At 68.6% G+C, this 17,688-nt stretch carries 19 protein-coding genes; 1 reads left to right on the forward strand and 18 read right to left on the reverse strand.

From position 1 onward, the window contains the following. Positions 1-45: 45 nt before the first annotated feature. The 18 genes from fliS to RI03_RS01800 all read right to left on the reverse strand — a co-directional run bounded on the left by fliS (position 46) and on the right by RI03_RS01800 (position 16,272). The gene (gene fliS, locus RI03_RS01715; protein WP_010161288.1) at positions 46-450 is read right to left on the reverse strand and encodes a flagellar export chaperone FliS; all 405 of its coding nucleotides are present in this window, start codon (positions 448-450) and stop codon (positions 46-48) included. Further along, positions 447-1,964 (reverse strand): flagellar filament capping protein FliD, encoded by a 1,518-nt coding sequence (fliD, locus tag RI03_RS01720; protein WP_010214748.1) that lies wholly within the window; start codon positions 1,962-1,964, stop codon positions 447-449. Before fliD ends, fliS begins: the two co-directional genes overlap by 4 nt. Before the next feature lie 79 nt (positions 1,965-2,043). Further along, on the reverse strand, positions 2,044-3,168 hold the full coding sequence (locus RI03_RS01725; protein ID WP_010214749.1) for an EscU/YscU/HrcU family type III secretion system export apparatus switch protein: 1,125 nt from the start codon (positions 3,166-3,168) through the stop codon (positions 2,044-2,046). Further along, positions 3,168-3,947: a flagellar biosynthetic protein FliR gene (gene fliR / locus RI03_RS01730; protein ID WP_026046366.1), complete on the reverse strand. Its 780-nt coding sequence runs from the start codon at positions 3,945-3,947 to the stop codon at positions 3,168-3,170. Before fliR ends, RI03_RS01725 begins: the two co-directional genes overlap by 1 nt. A 121-nt stretch (positions 3,948-4,068) precedes the next feature. Continuing rightward, a complete protein-coding gene (fliQ, locus tag RI03_RS01735; RefSeq protein WP_010161284.1) occupies positions 4,069-4,338 on the reverse strand; it encodes a flagellar biosynthesis protein FliQ in 270 nt (89 codons plus the stop codon). 4 nt (positions 4,339-4,342) lie between these two features. Further along, positions 4,343-5,158 (reverse strand): flagellar type III secretion system pore protein FliP, encoded by an 816-nt coding sequence (fliP, locus tag RI03_RS01740; protein WP_010214750.1) that lies wholly within the window; start codon positions 5,156-5,158, stop codon positions 4,343-4,345. Next, positions 5,155-5,415, reverse strand: coding sequence for a flagellar biosynthetic protein FliO (locus RI03_RS01745; protein ID WP_010161281.1), 261 nt, complete (start codon positions 5,413-5,415; stop codon positions 5,155-5,157). The genes fliP and RI03_RS01745 overlap by 4 nt, the downstream gene beginning before the upstream one ends. A gap of 6 nt (positions 5,416-5,421) precedes the next feature. Next, positions 5,422-5,724 carry a flagellar motor switch protein FliN gene (fliN, locus tag RI03_RS01750; protein ID WP_010161280.1) on the reverse strand — a complete coding sequence of 101 codons (303 nt, stop codon included), beginning with the start codon at positions 5,722-5,724 and terminating at the stop codon, positions 5,422-5,424. Further along, positions 5,721-6,701: a FliM/FliN family flagellar motor switch protein gene (locus RI03_RS01755; protein ID WP_010214752.1), complete on the reverse strand. Its 981-nt coding sequence runs from the start codon at positions 6,699-6,701 to the stop codon at positions 5,721-5,723. The genes fliN and RI03_RS01755 overlap by 4 nt, the downstream gene beginning before the upstream one ends. A gap of 3 nt (positions 6,702-6,704) precedes the next feature. Next, positions 6,705-7,304 carry a flagellar basal body-associated FliL family protein gene (locus RI03_RS01760; protein WP_010214754.1) on the reverse strand — a complete coding sequence of 200 codons (600 nt, stop codon included), beginning with the start codon at positions 7,302-7,304 and terminating at the stop codon, positions 6,705-6,707. Between the two features lie 18 nt (positions 7,305-7,322). Then, the gene (locus RI03_RS01765) at positions 7,323-9,275 is read right to left on the reverse strand and encodes a flagellar hook-length control protein FliK (protein WP_010214756.1); all 1,953 of its coding nucleotides are present in this window, start codon (positions 9,273-9,275) and stop codon (positions 7,323-7,325) included. A 41-nt stretch (positions 9,276-9,316) separates the two neighbouring features. Continuing rightward, positions 9,317-9,733 (reverse strand): hypothetical protein, encoded by a 417-nt coding sequence (locus tag RI03_RS01770; RefSeq protein ID WP_010214758.1) that lies wholly within the window; start codon positions 9,731-9,733, stop codon positions 9,317-9,319. Further along, positions 9,726-11,054, reverse strand: coding sequence for a FliI/YscN family ATPase (locus tag RI03_RS01775; protein WP_010161275.1), 1,329 nt, complete (start codon positions 11,052-11,054; stop codon positions 9,726-9,728). Before RI03_RS01775 ends, RI03_RS01770 begins: the two co-directional genes overlap by 8 nt. 91 nt (positions 11,055-11,145) lie before the next feature. Then, positions 11,146-11,883 carry a FliH/SctL family protein gene (locus RI03_RS01780; protein WP_010214761.1) on the reverse strand — a complete coding sequence of 246 codons (738 nt, stop codon included), beginning with the start codon at positions 11,881-11,883 and terminating at the stop codon, positions 11,146-11,148. Then, entirely contained in the window at positions 11,876-12,883 is a 1,008-nt protein-coding gene (gene fliG / locus RI03_RS01785) for a flagellar motor switch protein FliG (RefSeq protein ID WP_010161272.1), read from the reverse strand. Before fliG ends, RI03_RS01780 begins: the two co-directional genes overlap by 8 nt. Next, a complete protein-coding gene (gene fliF / locus RI03_RS01790; protein WP_010214763.1) occupies positions 12,880-14,628 on the reverse strand; it encodes a flagellar basal-body MS-ring/collar protein FliF in 1,749 nt (582 codons plus the stop codon). Before fliF ends, fliG begins: the two co-directional genes overlap by 4 nt. A gap of 1 nt (position 14,629) precedes the next feature. Continuing rightward, positions 14,630-14,998 (reverse strand): flagellar hook-basal body complex protein FliE, encoded by a 369-nt coding sequence (gene fliE / locus RI03_RS01795; protein ID WP_010161270.1) that lies wholly within the window; start codon positions 14,996-14,998, stop codon positions 14,630-14,632. Next, on the reverse strand, positions 14,995-16,272 hold the full coding sequence (locus tag RI03_RS01800) for a sigma-54 interaction domain-containing protein (RefSeq protein ID WP_010214765.1): 1,278 nt from the start codon (positions 16,270-16,272) through the stop codon (positions 14,995-14,997). Before RI03_RS01800 ends, fliE begins: the two co-directional genes overlap by 4 nt. A gap of 236 nt (positions 16,273-16,508) precedes the next feature. Between RI03_RS01800 and RI03_RS01805 the strand changes: the two genes are divergently transcribed. Further along, positions 16,509-17,543 (forward strand): flagellin N-terminal helical domain-containing protein, encoded by a 1,035-nt coding sequence (locus RI03_RS01805; RefSeq protein WP_010161268.1) that lies wholly within the window; start codon positions 16,509-16,511, stop codon positions 17,541-17,543. Positions 17,544-17,688: the final 145 nt, after the last annotated feature.

Genomic DNA, 17,688 nt, shown 5'->3' on the forward strand with positions numbered 1-17,688 from the left:
CGCGGTGGATGCTGAAACGCGTTCAGCATGACGGCAGCTTTTGCGCTACGCCGCGCGCACCGTGCGCCAGGCCTGGCCGATCTCGTCGAGCGTATCGGCTACGTCGCGGAACGGGGTCGGATCATTATGGACCGCCGCGTTGACGACGGTCATTCGCGTGCCCGCATACAGCCGGGCGAGCGCGGGCGCGACCGTGCCGCCATTGTCGAAATCGAGCCCGGCTTCCAGCGCGAACAGGATCGCGGTGGCGCGCGTGACCTTGTCGCTCTTCATCTTGTAATTGTTGTTCTCCGCGGCCCAGGCGGCACCGCGCAACGCGCGGATCGCCTGGTCGTAAAGCAACTGGACCAACGCCGGGCCGTCGGCCTCGGCGGTCTGGCCCGCAACTTCGATCTGGCGATAGGTCGCTTCGGGGTTGCGGCCGAACGGGGAGGCGTAGGCGACGGTCATTGGCCCGACTTGTTCCACTGGTCGATCTGGTTCTGGAGCTGCGTCTGGGTCGCCTTGTACGCGGCGACCTTCGCGTCCGAGGCGGCATATTGCTTGGTCAGCCGCTCCTGGTACGCGGCGGTATCGCTGGTCACCTTCGTTTCGGCGTCGGTCACCTTGGCCTTGGCGGCGGTATAGAGCGCGGTGCTCGCGACGAGGCCGGTCGTTTCGGTCTGGCCGTTGACGGTGACCTTGTTGCTGACCGCGGCGGTCGAGATCGCGTTGAGCGCGGCCGCGATCCCGCCACCGGTCGCGCCGGTGCCATCCGCGAACAGCGCCTCGACCGCTTCGGGGGTCTTGTTGAGCGCCGCCGTCAGCTGGGTCTGGTCGACGCTGAGCGTCCCGTCCTTGTTGGTCTTGACGCCGATCGCGGCGAGCGTGTCGGGGGCACCGGCCGCGCCGCCGGTGGTCAGGCTGGTCAGCGTGAGGCCGCGCAGCGAGCGGAGCAGGTTGGTCGCGTTGTAATCGTTCTTCAGCGGTCCGGAGGAGACGTCGGTTTCGGTCTTCAGCTCGGCCAGCAGCTGATTGTAGGTATCGACGAAATCGGTGACCGCCTGGGTGAGCCCGTCGGTCGGGGTCGAACTGCCGAGGACGACCGGCTTGCCCGCGGTGGTGACGCTGGAAAGCGTCAGCTTCACGCCGTCGACCAGATCGGAAATCGTGTTGCTCGACCGCTCGACCGTCGTGCCGTTGAGCGAGAGCTTGGCGTTGCCGGCGGCGGCGCCGATCGTGCTCGCGGGGGCGCTCCCGCCGACGTTGAGCTTGGCGAGCCCGGTCGAATCGCCACTGAGCGTGAACGCCTTGTCGGTGCCGGTCGGGCCTTTCAGCGAGAGGCGGGCCTTGCCGTCGACATCGGTGATGATCGTCGCGGAAACGCCGCTGTTCGCCGCGTTGATTGCCTTGGCGATTCCATCGAGCGTGTTGTTGGTCGAATCGATCGTGATCTTGATCGGCGTGGCGTTGCTGGTGAAGCCGGAAACCGCGGCGTCCTTGGCGGTGCCGAGCGTGAGCGTCAGCGTGCCGGTGTCGACGGTTGCGCTGCGGCTGTCGAACTTGGTGGTGCTGGTCGTCGTCTGGCCGGTGGCGAGCTGCGTCACCTCGACGAACGCGGACAGGCCCGAGAGCTTGGCACCCGGCAGCGCGCTGGCGGTGAGGACGCTGGTATCGTTGCTGGTCGGCTGGGTCTGGAGGCTGCCGCCCTTGACCAACGTGGTGAGCCCCGAGGCGAAGCTGGTGATCGCGCTCTGGACCTTGGCGACCGAGGAAATCTGCGCGGTGAGGGTGGTGTCCTGCCTGGTCAGCTGGAGGTTCTTGGACGCGAACTGCGCCTGAACGAGCGATGCGACGAGGCTTGCGGTATCGACGCCCGACCCCGCGTTGAGCGAGTTGATCAGCGACTGGCCGATCGTGGTCGAAGCGGTCGGTGTCGGCGTGGGCGTTGGCGTCGCGCTGGTGGCGCTGGTGGTGGTCGTCATGCGGTCGGTCCCGTCGCTCTGCTCTCAACGTAGAACGGCGAGGACGCGGAAACCTTTAGGGGTTTTCCGGCCTCTCCGGTCACGCCTGCACGCCATTCTCGTCATAGCGCGCGGTTTCGGGGACGAAGACCGGCGGCGGCAGGCCACCCGCCTCGGCGTTGAGCCCGAACACGAACGCCAGCACCGTCGCGAGCGCGACATACAGGTCGTCGCGGACTTCCTGCCCCTCGCGGCTGGTGTAATAGACCGCACGCGCCAGCGCGGGATATTCGAGCACCGGGATCCGCGTCTCCGCGCCGAGTTCGCGAATCGCGAGCGCGACCACGCCGCGCCCCTTGGCGACGACGACCGGGACCTGATCGGTCTCGCGATCGTAGCGCAGCGCGACCGCGAAATGCGTCGGGTTGGTGAGGATGACATGCGCTTCCGCAACGCTCTTGCGCATGCTGCGCATCGACATGTCGCGCTGGCGCTGCCGCATCGCGCCCTTGGCTTCAGGCGAGCCCTCGGTTTCCTTATTTTCGTCGCGGATCGCCTGCTTCGACATGCGCAGCTTGCTGAGCCGCTGGAAGAGCTGGAGCGGGACGTCGATCCCCGCGATCGCGACCATGCCGAACGCCATCGTGAACAGCACGGTGAGGAACGTTCCCGTCAGTGCGCCGACCGCGGTGGTAAAGCTGCTCGACGACAGCCCCATCGACACGTGTGCGACCTGGCCGAGCAGATACCAGCCGATGCTGCCAAGCAGCCCGACCTTGAGCAACGCCTTGCCGAGCTCGATCCACCCCTGCGGCCCGAAGATCCGCTTCAGTCCCGACGCGGGGTTGATCCGCGACGCCTTGGGCGCGAGCAGGCTGCCGTTGAACCCGAGATGCCCGAGCCCGGCCTGGCTGAGGATCGCCGCGACGAAGCTGATCGCGAGCAGCGAGATGAGCGCGGGGGCGATCTTCCAGCCGCTTTGCGCAAGCGGACGGAACGGCTCGAAATCCTCGATGTCGCGGTGATCGAACGAGAAGCTCGTCGCCATGATCTCCTTGCACGCGGCGACCAGCGACGGCCCCATCAGGGCGAGCCACGCCATCCCCGCGAGCATCACCAGCGCGGTCGCGAATTCGCGCGATTTGAGGATGTCGCCCTTCTCGACCGCATCGCGCTTGCGCTTTGCGGTTGGGGCTTCGGTCCGTTCGCCGGACTCCTCCGACATCAGCCGAGCACCAGTTTCTGCGCGGCGGCGAGGCCTTCCTGGACGATCACGAGCATGTAATCGCCCATCGTCGGGAACGCCATCGCGAGCGCGATGACGCCGACCGCGAGGCTCGCGGGCAAGCCGACCGCGAACAGGTTGAGCGACGGGGCCGAGCGCGAGATCATGCCCACGATCAGGTTGAGGCACAGCAACAGGAAGCCGACCGGCAAGGCGAGCAGGAGTCCTGCAAGGAAGGTGTAGCCGCCGAACAGCGCGATATTCTCGAGCTGCGCGGGCTTCAGCCACGCGGCACCCGGGGGCATCACGTCATAAGATTTGACGATCATCTCGACGAGCACGAGGTGCCCGTTGACGCTGAGGAACAGCAGCGTGAGCATCATCGTGAAGAACTGGCCGAGCGCAGGGGTCGACTTGCCGTTCTGCGGGTCGATTGCGGAGGCGAAACCGATCCCCATTGACGTGCCGATCAATTCGCTCGCGAGCGCAGGCGCGGCGAACGCGATCTGGAGGACGAAGCCGATCGCGAGGCCGACCAGCGCCTCGGCGGCGACCGCCAGGATCGTCGCGAGCGCGAAGATATGGTCGGGCGGGGTGATCGGATGCGCGCCGAGCACGAGCACGCCGATCGCGCCCGACAGCGAGATGCGCACCACCAGCGGGATCGACACCGCGCTGAATACGGGCGCGGCGATGAACGCGGCGCTGATCCGGACCATGACGAAGATCAGCGCCCACATCTGGGGCTCGATCGAGAGGCCGAGGCCTAGCGGGCCCATTGACGCTCCGAGCTGGCGAGGGTTGCCCCGACCGCCGTTCGGGCTGAGCGAAGTCGAAGCCCCATGCGCTGCGCAGGCCCTTCGACTTCGCTCAGGACGAACGGAGGGCGGGCGCGTGCGATCATCGCACCAGATCCGGGATCCGCTCGAAGATGCCGATCGTGAAGTCGCTCAGCAGCCCGATGATCAGCCCGCCGAACACCAGCAGCGAGATGCCGACCACGATCAGCTTGGGCACGAACGACAGCGTCTGCTCGTTGATCGAGGTCGCTGCCTGGATCATGCCGGTCAGCAACCCGGCGAGCAGCGCCGGGATCAGGATCGGCGCCGAGGCAAGCGCCAGCACCCACATCGTCTGGTTGGCGACCGTCAGGAAATATTCTGCGTCCATGCGCTCAGCTCACGAACGAATTGGCGAGCGACCCCATCGTCAGCGCCCAGCCGTCGACGAGGACGAACAGCAGCAGCTTGAACGGGAGCGAGATGATCGTCGGCGACAGCATCATCATGCCGAGCGACATCAGCACGGTCGCGACGACGAGATCGATCACGATGAAGGGGAGGAAGACGAGGAAGCCGATCTGGAACGCGGTCTTGAGCTCGCTCGTCACATAGGCCGGGAGCAGCACCGAGAAGGGAATGTCCGCGGCGTTCTGATACGGGCCGCTCTTGGCGATTCCGGCGAACATCGTGATGTCTTTCTTGCGCGTCTGCTTCGCCATAAAGGCGTGCAGGGGAACGCCGCCTGCCTTGATCATGTCGGTCGCGCCGATCCGGCTCTCGGAATAGGGCTGGATCGCGACCGTGTTGATCTGGCTGATGACGGGCGCCATGATGAAGAACGACAGGAACAGCGACAGGCCGACCAGCACCTGGTTGGGCGGGGTCTGCTGAAGCCCGAGCGCCTGGCGCAGGATCGACAGCACGATGATGATCCGCGTGAAGCTCGTCATCATCAGCAGGATGCCGGGCAGGATCGTCAGCAGCCCCATGACGATGAGCAACTGAAGGCTGAGCGACAGCGGGGCGTTGCCGCCGCCCAGATCCTTTAAAGCGCGGTCCGCCGCGTCACCGACGCCGGGGGCCGGCGCGGCGGGTGTCGCCGCTGCAGCCGTCTGCGCGAGTGCCGGGTGGACCGCCACGAGCGCGATGAGGATCGCGATCGTGAACAGGAAAACTTTCCGCCAGTCGAAACGGAGACCAAGCGTCATGCCGACGGCCCCCCGCGATCGACCAGCGCGACGCCGGTGCGGCTGACCGAAACGAGCAGCCGCCGTCCCTCGAAATCGAGCACAGCGAGCCGCACGGTCGGCGAGATCATCATCGTCTCGGTGACCTTGAGCAGCCGGTTGGCGGGCTGGCCGGGCATCCGCGCCTCGAGCCGGCGCCAGAGATAGAGGCAGCCGATCATCAACCCGCAGACCAGCGGGAGCAGGATGACGAGCTTCAGGACATAGGACCACATCATCGCGGATCAGGCCCGCTTCTCAGGCGAGACCAGCTCGGTCATCCGCACGCCGAAGCGATCGCCGACCATCACGACTTCGCCGCGGCCGATCAAAGTGCCGTTGACGAGCACGTCGAGCAGTTCGTTCGCCTGGCGGTCGAGCTCGATCACGCTGGTTTCGCCCAAAGCGAGCAATTCGCGCAGCGTCAGCGAAGTCGAGCCGATCTCGACCGTCAGCTTGACGTCGACGTCCTGCAACAGGCGGAAGTTCGCGGCCAGGCTGGCATCGAGCGGGAAGCCGCTCGACGGGGTTGAACTCATGTCGCTCATTGCAAATCGCCCCTGAAGTCGCTGTCGATGTCGTAACAAATCGTGTTGAGCTTGATTGCGGCCTTGCCGTTAGACGTGCCGACGGTGCCGAGCGCGAGCCGGTCGCCGCCGACCATGACGGGCACGTCCGACCCGACGTTGATCGGGATCACGTCGCCTTCCTTCAGCCCCATCAGCAGGCTGAGCGAGACCATCGGCTCGGCGAGGACCGAGCGGATCGGGAAGCGCACGTCCATCACCGCGCGGGTGAGGCCGTTGCGCCAGCTCGGGTCGGGTTCGGCGGTCTTGCCGTGGACCTTGCCGGTCAGCGACGGGCCGTGCGGCTTGAGCGCAGAGACCGGGTAGAGCAGGTCGAGGAAGACGGGCTTGGCGGTGCCGACCGCGATCCCGAAGCGCGTGATGACGAGCGCATCGTCCGCATCGAGGTTCGCGAGCATCGCGGGGTTGAGCTCGACATTGCCGGGGGTGAAGGACAGGCGCGCGAGCGGCTCCCATGCCGCACGCATCGGTTCGGCGAGCAGCTTGCCGAGCTGCGTCACCATCACCTCCGCGGCGGGGGTGAATTCGGCGGGGAGCTCGGCGGGGGCGTGGCCGGTCCCGCCGAAGAACAGGTCGAGCAGTTCGAGCACGAACCGCCCGTCGAGGACGGCCAGCGCCTGGCCTGCGGGGGCGCTGCCGAGCGTCATCGTCATCGGCAGCCATGCGGTCAGCCCTTCGGGGCGTTCCATCCGGTAATCGGCGAGCCGCTGGACGACGAGCGGCTCCGCCCAAGTGCGGCATTCGCGGCGCAGCAACGGCTCGAACACGCCGCGCACCCCGCGCGCGAGCCGCGCGGAGAGATGCTGGACGGTGTGCAGGTCGCCGAACGGGTTGAGGTTCGTCGCCCCCATCGCGACGTGCTGCGCGCTCCGCTCCTTGGCTGCGCCGCGTGCCCGTCCGCGGCGTTCGTCCGCCGTTGCTGATGCCTCGTTAACCATGCGTCACTGAACAACGAAACTGGTAAAGTAAACGTTACCGACCCCCCCAAACCCTTCTTTTTCCTTGAGCGTATCGTTGATCGCCTTGGCGACCCGGCGCTCGAGCTGGCGCTTGCCCTCGCTGGTGAAGACCTGTTCCTCGGTGGTATCGCCCAGCGCCATCAGGATCGACGAGCGGACCGCGATCTCGTTGGTCTTGATGTTCTGGATCACCGAATCGTCATACGAGGTCGACACCGCGACCCCGACCTGGACGAAATGGACGCTGTCCTGCAGGTTGGAGGTGAACTCCTTGTCCATCGCATAGTAATTGGAGGCATATTTGTCGCCGCCGGTGCCGATCGGCGGCTTGTTGCCCGCGGTCGCATGGCCCTCGCCGCCTTCGCCACCCTCGCCGATCCGCTTCTGCTCGCTCTTGGGAACGAGGCGCGGGCCTTCGGGCTCGGCATGCTTGCCGCCACCGCCGATAAAGCCGGCGTTGACCGCGAACAGTGTGCCGCCGATGCCGCCGCCGACCAGCGCCAGCAACCCGACGGCGATCAGGATGATCTTCATCATCCCGCCCTTTTTCTTCTTGGCCTTCTCTTCGACGATCTCACTCATACTCTGCTTCCTTGGGGGTTAGGCGAGGCGCTGGTCCTCGGGGGTTTCGGTGTCGCGCTGCGCCCGCGCGGACGCGCGGGGCGGCTGCTGCGGGGCATTGGGGCGCGACTGGGACTGGGGGTGCGACTGGGACTGAGACTGGGCCTGGGACTGGGCCTGGCCTTGGGTTTGCGCCTGTCCCTGTGCAGGAGACTGCGATGCGCCCGGATTGGCGTCGGTCGCGACGCTGGTCCCGACGATCCGCACACCGCGCTCGGCAGCGAGTTCGGTCAGGCGCGGCTGCGCGTCGGCGATCAGCGCGCGGGTGGCTTCATGCTCGGCGGTAAAGCTGACGTGGATCCGCTCGCCGACCTGCCGCACCGCGATGTCGACGCTGCCGAGCGCATCGGGGACCAACCGGATCCGCGTGTCGCGCGAATCGGCGTCGTCGCGAAGCACTTCGATATGGTCGATCATCCGCTGCACGCCGCTGTCCTGCGTCAGGTCGAGCGGTGCGCGCTGCGCGTCGCCGGTCGGCTGGACCGGCGTGGTGCTGCCGGGGGCGACGGCGGTGGCGAAGCCGAGCGGAGGGGTAGGGGCGGCGGGATCGGGGCGCTCGGACGCCAGAGGGTCGGGGCCCGGGCGGTCGCGCCAGTTGGCCGCGGTGGCGAGCGCGGCGGCGAAGACCTGCCCGGCGGGTTGCGGGGTGCTGGAAACCACGACTGGCGGGACGACGCTTCGGTCGGCGCGGACCGGCATGGTTTCGCCGCGCCCGGCCGCGTCGGGCGCGGTGGCGGCGGTCCGCCCGGCCAAGGTGGCGGACGTCGTCGCGGTCGCAAGCGGCAGCGCGGCGGCTGCCGCCGGGACGCCGGTGGGTGCCTCAGGTCGCGAGGGCGGCGGTACGTCGGTGGCGCGCGATTGGGACCCGTCGGACGGCGCTGGCGGGGTTGCGGTGGGGATTGGTGGCGCGCTCTGCACCGGCGTCGTCAGTGCGGCAGGGGCCGCGTTCTGGACGATGCCGGCGTCGCGCCCTGCAATCGGCAGCGCCCCGAGTGCGGCGAGGATCGCCCGGTCGGACGGCAGCGCACGCCCCGTGCGCGCGGGGGCGGGGGCGGGACCGGCGATGGCGGTGGTCTCCGCCTGCAGCACAGGCGTCGTCGCACCGACCGTTGCCAGAGCACGGACCGGGCGCGCGAGCGTGGGTACCACAGAGTCCAGCTCTGCGGAGGCGACCGCTGGCAGGCTTGTGCGCGTCGGTGCTGCTGGCGTCGCCACGGGTCCCGCGACGGCGACCGGGTTGCCGGGCGCAGGCTCGACCGACGTCGTCACGACCGGACCGGGCGAGTCTTCCGCCGCGTCGGCATCGGTCGGGTGGTTGGATTCGAAGGGGGAGATCGGCAGCAGCGCAGGCTGTGCCGCGGGGGCGCTGGCGGGCAGGTCGGGGGTCGGGACCGCCGGATCGTTGCTCGGCGTGTCGGACAGGACCGATATCGGGTCCGCATCCTCGGCGGGGGCGTCTGCGGTCGCGCTCGTTCCGCGAGCGGCCTTGGCCAGCGCAGGTGTCGCCAGTTGCGCGGCGGCACGCTCGAGCGCGGTGTGCAAGGGTACGGGCGTGCGGGGCGGCGGCGGCACGACGACGCTCGCGCGCCACGCCGGGTTGGCGAGGAACTGGACCGCAGGGTCGGCAGGCACCGCGTTGCCGTCGTCGGCAAGCGCTTGCCGGTCGATGATGCCGGTTGCCAGCAGCTTGCCGTTTGGCAGCGGTCCGACCAGACCCAGGATGGGGAGCGGTTGCGCGGCGCCGGGCGGGACGACCGCAACCGGCGTTGGGGCGGGCGCGGCGACCGCTGGCGTGCCTGCCAGCATGTCGCCGAGCGTCTGCGCGAACTGCGCCGCCATACCGGGCACGCCCGTCACCGACGCGGGCGCGGCAGGCGCTGGCGACGATGCAGCGGTAGCAGTCGGGGACAGCAGGGTGGTCAGGTCGGTCATGGAGGCATCCAGCGGGGCCGGAAGCGGCACCCGTCAGCGGTTCAGCAAGGATCGTGCCGGATCACGCGCGCGGGCGGCATCGCCTCCATCTCGCGCAATTCCTTGAGCGCCGCCTCGGCATCCGCGCGCGCGATCAGTTTCTCGATCGCGCTCTGGTCGCGGCGCGCCTCGCGCGTGGCTTCGGAGGCGCGGGTGGCGACCGCTTGCGCTGCGCGGAGGCGACCCTCGGCGGCCTCGGCGGAGCGGTGGAGGCGTTCGCGGAAATGCGCGGCAGCCCCCATCGCGGACGCGCCGATCGGGGCGACCGTCGGTGCGACGTTTTCGGACAGCTGGACGATGCGGCCGTGGAGCGTCGTCTCGGCGTGCGCCTTGTCGCGCGCGCGCGCTTCGTCGGCCTGGACGAGCCCGAGTTGCAGCGTGCGGACGCGCAGCAGCCGGTCGAGCTTGGACTTAGGCATCGCCGAACACGCCGATCAGCTCGATCGCGGAATCGCCGAGCGAGACGGTCTCGTCCGGATCCTGCTTGATATATTCGAGCACCGCCGGATGGCACGCGATCGCGGCGTCGATCGCGGGGTCCGCGCCCGAGCGATATGCGCCCATCAGCACGAGATCGCGATTCTCCTCATAGGTCGCGAGGTGGCGGCGCAGCACGCGCGCGGCGCGCTGGTGCGGCTTGTCGACGATGTCGGTCATCACGCGGCTGACCGACGGGCCAAGGTCGATCGCGGGATAGACGCCGCGTTCCGCCAATTGCCGCGACAGCACGATATGCCCGTCGAGGATCGAGCGCGCGCTGTCGACGACCGGATCGTTGCCGTCGTCGCCATCCGCCAGCACGGTGTAGATCGCAGTAATCGACCCGCCGCTGTGGACGTCGACGCCCGCGCGCTCGATCAGATTGGGAAGCATCGCGATCGCGGACGGTGGATAGCCGCGCGCCGAGGCGGGCTCGCCCAGCGCAAGCCCGATCTCGCGCCCGGCGTGCGCGACGCGGGTGAGCGAGTCCATGATGAGCAGGACCTTCTTGCCCTCGGCGCGGAACGCCTCGGCGATCGCGTGGGTGCGCAAGGCGCCGCGGATGCGGAGCACCGGCGAATGGTTGGCGGGGACCGCGACGACGACCGAACGCGCGCGGGCAGCGCCCGCCACCTTGGTTTCGAGGAAGTCGGCGACTTCGCGGCTGCGCTCGCCGATCAGCCCGATGACGACGACATCTGCTTGCGCCGCGCGGACGATCATCCCGAGCAGCACCGATTTGCCGACGCCCGAGCCCGCCATGATCCCGATCCGCTGGCCCTGGCCGACGGTGAGCAACCCGTTGATCGCGCGGACGCCGACGTCGAGCGGCTCGAGCACGCGCCCGCGATCGAGCGGCGACTGCATCTTTCCCGCGAGCGGCCAGCGCCCGGCACCGCGGATCGGGCCGAGCCCGTCGATCGGCTTGCCGGTGCCATCGACCACGCGCCCGAGCAGCGCCGCGCCGACCTCCGCCTCGCCCGGCGCGCCGAGCGGACGCACCGGGGCCTGCGGCAGGAGCGCGGCAGGGCCGCCGAGGTTCATCAACAGCGTGCGCCCGTTGCGAAAGCCGATCACCTCGGCCTCGACCGCGGCGGTGCGATCCCCGACCTGGCAGACGGTGCCGACGGGCACGGTGAGGCCGACCGCTTCCATCAGCAGCCCGTCGAACGAGGCGAGGCGGCCGGAGACTTTGGGGCGCGGCGTGAAATCGGGGACGACGAGCGCGTCGAGATAATCGCCGGTGAAACGGTTCAGCATGCGGCGGGACCTTGGGCAGGCGGGGCTTCGACTTCGCTCAGCCCGAACGGGTTGGGAGTGCGTGCGACACGGCCTGACGAAGACCGGGCCATCAGTGCATCGGTACCGCGACGCGGTCGATCGCCGCGCTGAGCTGTTCGATCCACAGTTCCGGGCCGTCCTCGACGATCGTCGACGCGCTTTCGAGGATGAACGACCCGCGCGTGACCGCGGCATCGCCGATCGCGAAGACCTGCTTGGGCAACTTGCCCTCGAGCAGCGCTACGTCCGCCGGGTTGACGCGCAGCATCGCCGATTCGGTGCCGTCGCTGAGCAGGTCCGCGGCGGAATCGATCCGGCGTGCGAGCAGCTCGGGCGAAATGCCGACGTCGCCGACGATCTGCGTGACGAGGAACATCACGGTCTGGCGCAACCGGCGCGCAGTCGCCTCGCGGTCGAAGCGTTCGCCCGCCTGGAGCGCGGCGGCGAGTTCGGTGAGCAGGCGGTGGTCGCGCTCGACGTTGGCGGCGACTTCGGCGAGTGCGGCGTCCATGCCCTCGGCGTAACCGGCGGCGTGCGCCGCGACGACCGGGTCGACGAACGGTGTCGTCGGTGCGGCCTCCGCATCGAACGGGTCCCAGCCCTCGGTCGGGTTGGCATCACGGTCGGCGGGCGAGAAGTGGCGCGGCCCCTCGGGCTTGGGGGCGAAGACGACCGGGCCGGCACGCCCGCCTGCGCGTTCACGCAGGTCGGCGGCGGCGAAGCCCCCGACGCGCGGCGCGAAGGCGGCCTTCAGCGCATCGGCGATGCCCTGGCTGCGCGGCGAGAAACCGGCGACGAACTCAGACATAATCGTCCTCCCCGCCACCCATCTGGATCGTGCCGTCCTTGGCAAGATTGCGCGCAATCTGGATGATGATCTTCTGCGCATCGAGCACTTCGCTGAGCTTCATCGGCCCGCGCGATTCCATTTCGTCGCGAATGCCGTCGGCGGCGCGGCTCGACATGCAGCCGAGGAAGCGCGCGCGAATGCTTTCGTCGACGCCCTTCAAGGCGCGCGTCAGCACGTCGCTGTCGATGTTGCGGATTAGCGTGCCGAGATTCTTGTCGTCGAGCTCGAGCAGGTTGTCGAAGACGAACATCGCTTCCTCGATCGCCTTGGCGACGTCGCGGTCGATCTTGAACAATTTGGGCATGACGCGCAGCTCGGTCGCCTTGCGCCCGCTCGACAGGATCTTCGCGGCGTCCTTCGTCCCGCCGAGCGTGACGCCCGCCTGCGCCTTGCCGCTGCCGGTGCGGTTGGCGAGCATGGTCTTGAGCGTCTCGACCGCCTCGGGCGTGATCGGCCCCAGTCGCGCGAGCCGGTGGAGGATGTCGGGCTGGACCGCATCGGGCATCATCTCAAGGACTTGCGCACCGATCGTCGGGTCGAGATTGGCGATCAGGACGGCGGCGATCTGGGGGTGTTCCTTGTCGATCATCGATGCGATCTCTCCTGCGTCGAGCCAGTCGAGCAGGTCGAGCTGGCACGCGTCTTCCGCGGGCACGATCCGCGCGAGGACGCTGTCGGCCTTTTCCTGCCCCAGCGCGCGCGTCATCACCGCCTCGATCCGCGGGCGCGGGTCGAAGCCGATCGCGGTGCGCTCGCGCGCGTGGCCGACGAAATCGTCGAGCACGTCGGCGACTTCGGCCTCGCTCACGTCCGCGACCGCGAACATCGCCTTGCCGAGCTGGCGGACTTCCTCGGGATCGAGCTTCTGCAGGATCGCCGCGGCCTCTTCCTCGCCGACGAGCATCATCAGCACCGCGGCACGCTCGACCCCGGTATAGCTGCGGACGACCGCGTTCATGACTTGATCATGTCGCGGACCGCGAGCGCGGCGCGCGCGGGATTGTCGCGGGTGAAGCCCCGGACCATCCCGATCCGCTCGTCATAGCTGCGCGCGCCTTCGAGCGCGTCGATCGTGACCGGCTCGCCGGTCCGGGGCGCGGCAAGCCCGCCGCCCTGCGCTTCGCCGAGCAGGTCGCGCGGCAGGCCGGTCGCATCTGCGGGGGTGTCGCCCTTCTTCTTCGAGATCGCCTTGACCAGCGGGCGGACGCCGAGGAACAGCACCAGCAGCGCGACGACGATCGCGGTGAGATTGCGCGCGACGACCGGGAGCCAGCCCGCCTCATACCACGGCTGCTTGTCGTCGAGCGCGGCGGCCCCCGCGAACTTGCGGCTGATGACGGTGACGACGTCGCCCCGCTGCTGGTTGTAGCCGACCGCGCTCTGGACGAGCTGGGTGATCTGCTGGATCTCGACCGTGCCGCGCGGCTTGCCGGTTTCGGGATCGCGCAACAGCACCGCGACCGAGAGATGCGTGATCGCACCGGGCGCGGTGCGGCTGACCGACACTTCCTTGCCGAGATCGTAGGCGCGCGAATATTGGTCGCTGGCCTTGAGCGCATCGCTGACCGCGCCAGCCGCTGCGGCGGCGGGACCGGTCGCCGCGCCGGGGGCAGCCGCTGCCGGAGCACCGGGCGCACCGGGCGCTCCGGGGGTGGGCGCGGGCTGGGGTGCGCTCAGCGTCGAGGCGGGCGGCGGGGTGTTGGACAGCGCGCCGGGGATGCCGCCGGGGGCCTGCCCGCCGTCCTTGCCGTTGCTGGTCCACTGGCCCTGCTCGACGCGCAGCGCGCCCGCCTTGTCGTAGCTTTCCTTGGTCGCCTGCGTCTCGTTGAGATCGACGTCAGCCTGGACTTCGGTCGTGAAATTGCCCGCGCCGATCAACGGGGTCAGCAATTGGACGATCTGCGCGCGATACTTTTCCTCGACGCGACGCTGGAGCGCGATGCGCTCGTCGCTCGCCGCACTCGTCGCGCTTTCGTTCGCGCCCTTGGTGAGCAGGCCGCCCATCTGGTCGACGATCGTGACGTTCTCGGGCTTCATCCCCGGGACCGACGAGGCGACGAGGTTGACGATCGACGCGACCTGCGCGTCGCCCAGACTCCGGCCGGGCTGGAGCTTGACGATCACCGACGCGGACGGCGCGGCATTGTCGCGCACGAACACCGAGGCTTCGGGCGTGGCGAGGTGGACGCGCGCCTCCGCGATCGCGTCGATCTCCTGGATCGAGCGGGCGAGTTCGGTTTCGCGCGCCTGGCGCAGGCGTTCGCCCTCGACCGCGCGCGAGACGCCCATCGGGAGATTGTCGAGGATCTGGTAGCCGCCGGGCGCCGCCTTGGGCAGGCCCTGGCCCGCCAGCAAAATGCGCGCGCGCGAGAAGTCTTCCTCGTTGACGGTCACCGCGCCGGTCGAATCGTCGATGTGCGACTTGATGTTGGCGGTGGTCAGCGCAGCGGTGACCGAGCCCTTGTCGGCATCGGACAGCCCGGAGAACAGCGTCTTCTGCGTCGGGGTGGCGAGCATCATCCACGCGATCGCCGCGGTGGCGAGCAGGCCGACCAGCAGCACCATCGGCAGGCTGCGCCGCACCGCAGGTTGCGCGAGCAGGCCCTGGACCTGTGCGATCGGGTTGGCGAAGCGCTCGGGGACGAGCGACGCGACGCCGTTCGGGAGCTGCGGCTGGGGCGAGGGGGTGAGGGCGTTGCTCATGTCAGACCGGCATGCTCATGATGTCCTTGTAGGCGGACAGTAACTTGTTGCGGACCTGCAGCGTCGCCTCGAACCCGACCGACGCCTGCTGGCGCGCGAGCATCACCTTGGCGATGTCGACGGTCTCGCCGCGCTCATAGCTTTCGCTGAGCTTTGCCGCCTGCGCCTGGCCCTGATTGACGTTTTCCAGCGCGGTTTGCATCGTCGTGGCGAAGCTTGCGGGGGTCGCGGGTTTCGTCTCGGCGACCGGGGCCGCGGCGGGCGTCGCGCTGGCGCGGGCGAGCGCCTGGTTGCGCTCGAGAATCTGCGCGCGGAGCGCCATGACGCGGTCGATCCCGCCCGCGCCGCCAATGCCGCCGATGCCGCTCATGCCGACACCGCCGTGCGGTCATGCGCGCGGATGATGTCGTCGCCCTGCTCGCGTGCCTTGGCCAATCGGTAACGCAAGGTGCGTTCCGAGATGCCGAGCCGCCTGGCGGTCTCGATCCGGCTGCCGTTGCACGCGGCGAGCGTTTCGCGGATCGCCTGGAATTCGTGCATCTGGACGATGTTGCCGAGCGTCGCGGGGGCGGGCGCGGGGTTCACGTCGATCGCGGCCCGCGCGCTCGGGCGGTCGAACACGATGTGTTCGGGCAGGATCGTGTCGCCGCCGGCGAACAGCAAAGCGCGCTGGAGGACGTTTTCGAGCTCGCGGACGTTGCCGGGCCAGTCGTGCTGCGACAGCAGGTCGATCGCCTCGGCGCACGGCCACGGGATTGTGGTGCGGTTGCCCGCGTGCCGCAGGATCAGCGTCGCGACGAGTGCGGGGATGTCCTGCACGCGGTCGGCAAGCGGCTTGGTCGTCAGCGGGAAGACCGACAGGCGATAATAGAGATCTGCGCGGAAACGGCCCGCGGCGACTTCGTCCTGCAAGTCGCGGTTGGCGCTGGCGATGATGCGGACGTCGATCGGCTGCGGCGTGGTCGCGCCGATCGGGATGATCTCGCGCTCCTGCAACGCGCGGAGCAGCTTCGACTGGAGCAGCAGCGGCATCTCGGCGATCTCGTCGAGCAGCAGCGTGCCGCCGTCGGCCGCGCGGAAGAAGCCTTCGCCGCCCGACGACGCGCCGGTGAAGGCGCCCTTCTGGTGGCCGAACAGCAACGCCTCGAGCATCGTCTCGGGGAGGGCTGCACAGTTGATCGCGATGAACGGCTTGGCGGCGCGGTTGGATTTCAGGTGGATCGAGCGCGCGAGCACTTCCTTGCCGGTGCCGGTCGGGCCGTTGATCAGCACCGTGATGTCGGCGGTCGCCACGCGCTCGGCGAGCGTGTGGAGCGCGAGGCTCTCGGGGTCGGCGGCGGTCGGCATCTCGGGCTCGGCGAGCAGCGCGCGGACGAAGCCCGCGCCGACCGCGGCGTCGGTCTCGTCATAGGAGACATAGGCCGGGCTGCCGTCACGCGATGGCACGATGGTACGGCCTTCGTGACCGAGGACGACGGTGCGGGCCGAAACCGGCGGGGTCTCGCCCGCGGCGACGAGGTAGAACTCGCCGGGCGTGCGCTTGCCGTCTTCATACGAGCCGATCGCGAAGCCCTGCGCGCGCAGGCACGAGACCAGCGCGTAATGCTGGCGCAGAATGGCCGCTGATGGAACGATGGATCGCATGGAAACCCCCTTGTCGATTCGGGGATTGCGCCTCGCGTAGTAAATTCTGCGTTAAACCGGGCGTGAAACCGGCAATTATTTTCCGCTTTGCCGCCCGCAAGTTGGCGGCACCGACACAATGGCGAAAAAGTGCGGGCGGACGCTTAATGCCCGGTCGAAACGGTCGTTACCATGCTTGGCGGCTCGGCTCTCCGATAGGGGGCGGCGGGATTGCCGGACCTTTTCGGAGACCATCAATGACCGTTATCGGAACCAACGTCGCCGCGCTGAAAGCGAGCAACTCGTCGAACGCCGCGAACACCGCGCTGCAGACCAGCATCGAGCGCCTGTCGACCGGCAAGCGCATCAACTCGGCGAAGGATGACGCCGCCGGTCTCGCGATCGCAACCTCGTTCACGTCGCAGATCAAGGGCCAGAACCAGGGCATCCGCAACGCCAACGACGGCATCGCGCTCGCCCAGACCGCCGACAGCGCGCTCGGCGAAGCCGCAAATATCCTGCAGCGTGTCCGCGAGCTTGCCGTGCAGTCCGCATCGGGAACGTATCAGGACACCGATCGCCAGAACCTGCAGACCGAAGTCACCGAATTGCAGAAGCAGCTGACCACCATCGCCGGCAGCACGTTCAACAACGTGAAGTTGTTCGATACGGCGGCCAAGTCGATCAACATCCAGACCGGTTCGGGCTCGAGCGACACCGTGAAGCTGACCCTCAGCGCGCTTGACCTGTCGGGCGTGAGCGGAACCAGCGGCGGTGCCGTTACGGCGGGTCTGTCGACCATCGACGCGTCAACCACCCCCCCGGACGCCCGTATCGGCAAGAGCCACACGGTCACGATCGAGGACGTCGCATACAAAGCAACGTTCGGCGGAGCGGCAGCAACGACGGACGATATCGGTACGACGAAGACCTTGGCGGATAAGGACAAGATTTTCGTTCCCGCCCAGCCTGGCGATTCGGTCACTGGCGGCGTTTCGGTTGCGACGGCAGGGGATGCTACCACCGCACTCACGACGCTCGATACCGCGCTCAAGGCCGTCAACACCGCACGCGCTTCGCTCGGCGCGGGCCAGAGCCGCCTCAATTCGGTCGTCAACACGCTGACCTCGAGCGTTGCTAACCTGACCGACGCGCGCAGCCGTATCGAAGACGTCGACTTCTCGACCGAGACGACCAGCCTCGCCAAGGCGCAGATCCTCAGCCAAGCGTCGACCGCGCTGCTCGCGCAGGCGAACCAGTCGCAGCAGGGCGTGCTGAAGCTGCTCGGCTAAACCGACCGGTCCCGTCGCCCGCCCCCCTATCCAGGGCGGCGGGGCCGACCGGGCCTCCCCTCGCGCATTCCACTCTGGACAGCCCCTGCGCGACGGGCGGTCTCGAATTGCCCCGGTGGTTGCGTTGCGCGACAGCCGGGGTTTT

The sequence above is a fragment of the Sphingomonas sp. PAMC 26621 genome, from assembly GCF_000251145.1.
Taxonomy (GTDB): Bacteria; Pseudomonadota; Alphaproteobacteria; order Sphingomonadales; family Sphingomonadaceae; genus Sphingomonas.